The organism is Streptomyces adelaidensis (genome assembly GCF_016598475.1).
In the GTDB taxonomy this organism is placed as follows: Bacteria; Actinomycetota; Actinomycetes; order Streptomycetales; family Streptomycetaceae; genus Streptomyces; species Streptomyces adelaidensis.
In genome coordinates this window covers 1-3,398 of record NZ_JAEMUX010000191.1, presented here as the reverse complement: position 1 = coordinate 3,398, position 3,398 = coordinate 1, and the positions used below count along the sequence as shown (strand labels likewise).

Genomic DNA, 3,398 nt, shown 5'->3' with positions numbered 1-3,398 from the left:
GTCACGAGTCGTCCACTGCACCCGATCAGCACGGTCGGCCCGGAGTTGTGAGGGTGACGCATCCCTTCCATCCCTGGTCCGGGCGGGAGTTCACGTTCGTTGACCGGCGCCGGACCTGGGACGATGACCGGGTCGCCTTCCAGGACGAGGACGGGCAGCTGGCGTCGCTGCCTGCGGCCTGGACGGATATCGACCCGGTCGATCCGTTCGTCACGATGGCCGCGGGCCGGTGCCCGTTCCGCGTAGAGGACCTCCTGGCCGCCGCCGGGCTGATCGACGCTCTCCGTGTACGGGCGTCGGAAGGATGATGCCGTGACCGTCGTCTGATCCACGCCCGGCCGGACAGCCGGGGTGATCGACGGCGCGCGGAGGTAGCCAGCCGGAGCACTTCTGATCTGGTGGTTTGCCTCCGCGCGCCTGCCTTGGGGTCTTGGCCGGGCCGGGTGTCGGCGCGAACCTGGTGACACGGCTGGTGCCAGGGGAGGCGGACGCGATGGCGGTGACGGCGAAGGATCCGAAGGTGGCTGTGCTGGCCGCGTCGAGATCACTCAATCCGCATCCGGAGATGGTGACCGACGAGGTGTTCCTGGCTTCGCCGTTCTGCGACCCGCGCGACGTGGTGCAGGTCAAGTACGAGATGGTGCGGCGTGTCCGCGTCGACAAGGTGCCTGTGGCCCGTGCGGCCCGTGCCTTCGGCTACTGCCGTCAGGCGTTCTATGAGATCGCCGCCGCCCTGGACGTGGGCGGTCCGGGTGCCCTGGTCCCCGGCAAGCCGGGCCCGAAGGGGCCGGTCAAGCTGACCGCGCCGGTCATGGACCACATCGACGCCTGGCTGGCCGCCGACATCGCGCTGACCTCGAAGGAGATCGCCGAGAAGGTCGCCGGGGAGTTCGGCTTCAGCGTCCACCCCCGGTCGGTCGAGCGCGCTCTGTCCCGGCGGCGCGAGCCGGAAAGCGCCGGTGAGGACGAGCCCATATCCCGCTGCTGCCACAGGCGGTGACGCCGCGGCGGGCGTCACCGAGTACGAGCGGCTGCGCGAGAGCGCGGGCCGCGGCGGGCGCCGGGGCGGGCTGGGCGTGCTCGTCGCCCGCGGCATGGCCGCGTATCTGAAGGTGGCCGCTTCACTGGCCGCCGCGGCAGCTCCGAGGACGAGGAGCCCGGGCCCGCCGGCCGCCGGTGCGGTGGCCACCACGCTGGACGCGGAGGTCATCCAGGTGTGGTCCCGGATGGTCTGGGCCCACGCCAACTCCCCCTGATCCACGGCGACATGAGAAGGCGCGGCAACGTTGTTGAATGACCAGTTGTTCGGTCCGGCCGCCAAGGTGACGGCCTCCCACCTCGCCAGAGACGCCTACCTGTATGTCCGGCAGAGCTCGCTCAAGCAGGTTCTGAACAACACCGAGTCAACGGTGCGGCAGTACGGGCTGAAGGAGCGGGCGATCGCGCTGGGGTGGCCGGCCGACCGGATCCACGTCATCGACACCGACCAGGGCCAGTCCGGCGCCACGGCCGCGGACCGCGAGGGCTTCCAGCGGCTGGTCACCGAGGTCGGCATGGGACACGCCGGGATCGTCCTCGGCCTGGAAGTCTCCCGCCTCGCGCGCAACAGCACCGACTGGCACCGGCTGCTGGAGATCAGCGCGATGTCCGGCACTTTGATCCTGGACGAGGACGGCCTCTATGACCCCTGCGACTTCAACGACCGCCTGCTGCTCGGACTCAAGGGGACTATGTCCGAGGCGGAGCTGCACCTGCTCAAGGCGCGGCTTCGGGGTGGTCAGCTGTCCAAGGCCCGGCGCGGGGAACTGGTCCAGCCGCTGCCGATCGGCCTGGTCTACGACGGCGCCGGCAAGGTCGTCCTCGACCCGGATGCCGCGATCCAGCAGGCGATCCGCACCGTGTTCACGCTGTTCGACACCACCGGCTCGGCCACCGGCGTGGTCAAGGCGTTCAACCACGACCGCCTCACTCTTCCGCGGCGGATCCAGTCCGGCCCGGACAAGGGCAAGGTCGTCTGGGGGCCGATCGCGCACTCCAGGGTGCTGCAGATCCTGCACAACCCGCGCTATGCCGGGGCCTTCGTCTATGGCCGCCACCAGCACAAACCCACAGCGAGCGGGAAGAGCGCACCGGCGTTGCAGCCACGCGAGCAGTGGATCGCGCTCTTTCCCGACGCCCACGTCGGCTACATCTCCTTCGACAAGTACGAGGCCAATGAGGCCAGACTGACCGCGAACGCCGTCGCCCATGGCAAGGACCGCCGCCACGGACCGCCCCGCGAGGGCCCGGCCCTGCTCCAGGGCATGACCCTGTGCGGGATCTGCGGACGCCGGATGACCGTGCGTTACCACCAGCGCAAACACGGCCTGGAGCCGGAGTACGTCTGCCAGGCCAAGGGCATCGAGTATGGCAACCCCATCTGTCAGCGCGTGCACGGCGCCGGCGTCGACAACGCGGTCGGTCGTCTCCTCATCGAGGCACTGACTCCCCACTCGCTCACCGCCGCTCTCGCGGTCGCCGACGAACTCGCCGCCCGCGCCGACGAGGCCGAACTGCTGCGGGCCGCCGGCGTCGAACGGGCCCAGTACCAGGTCGACTTGGCCCGCCGACGTTACCTTGCCGTCGATCCTGACAACCGGCTCGTCGCAGGCAGTCTGGAAGCCGACTGGAACACCGCCCTGCGTGAACTCACCCAGGTCCGCGAAACCTACGAGAGCGCCAGAGACGACGGTGGAGGTGTCCTCGACGACGCCCAGCGGGCCCGGATCACCGCCCTCGCCGGAGACTTCCCCGCCCTCTGGAACGACCCTGACACCCCGATGCGGGAACGGAAGCGCCTGGTCAGACTGCTGGTCACGGACGTCACCCTGGTCCGGGCCGACCAGATCACCGTCCACGTCCGTCTCACCGGCGGCCAGGAGCACACCCTGGCCATGCCCGTCCCGCTCGCCTCCTGGCAGATCCGGCAGACCCCGCCCGAGGTCGTCGCCGCCATCGACGAACTCCTCGACGACCACACCGACGGCCAGATCGCCGCCATCCTCACCGAACGCGGCCACGTCAGCGGCACCGGACACGCCCTCCGGCCCACGATCGTCCGCCACATCCGGAACAGGTACGGCCTGCGCAGCCACCCCCAACGACTCGTGGACCAGGGCATGTTGAGCCTGCGCGAGATCGCCCGACGGCTCGGCATCGGCATGAACACCGTCCAGACCTGGCGGAACAACGGCCTGCTGACCGGCCGCGTCGCCAACGACAAGGGCGAGTATTTCTACTTCCCGCCGCCACCCGACCTCGCCCGGCCCAGGATCGGACGGCCACCGGGACCACGACCAGCACCAGCTGGAACACCCACCGAATCAGCCCAAGGAGGCGCAGTATGAAGCACGAGGTTT

Annotated in this window: 4 protein-coding genes; all 4 read left to right on the top strand. The window is 69.7% G+C overall.

The annotated features are described in order from the left end of the window. On the top strand, positions 1-308 hold a 308-nt coding region (locus tag I8N67_RS41120), incomplete at its 5' end, for a DUF5372 family protein (RefSeq protein WP_234047088.1). A 122-nt stretch (positions 309-430) separates the two neighbouring features. Next, the gene (locus I8N67_RS41115; protein WP_234047087.1) at positions 431-1,000 is read left to right on the top strand and encodes a helix-turn-helix domain-containing protein; all 570 of its coding nucleotides are present in this window, start codon (positions 431-433) and stop codon (positions 998-1,000) included. Continuing rightward, on the top strand, positions 960-1,256 hold the full coding sequence (locus I8N67_RS41110) for a hypothetical protein (RefSeq protein WP_200309418.1): 297 nt from the start codon (positions 960-962) through the stop codon (positions 1,254-1,256). Before I8N67_RS41115 ends, I8N67_RS41110 begins: the two co-directional genes overlap by 41 nt. Positions 1,257-1,289: 33 nt before the next feature. Further along, positions 1,290-3,386 carry a recombinase family protein gene (locus I8N67_RS41105; protein WP_234047086.1) on the top strand — a complete coding sequence of 699 codons (2,097 nt, stop codon included), beginning with the start codon at positions 1,290-1,292 and terminating at the stop codon, positions 3,384-3,386. The last annotated feature ends 12 nt before the right edge of the window (positions 3,387-3,398 follow it).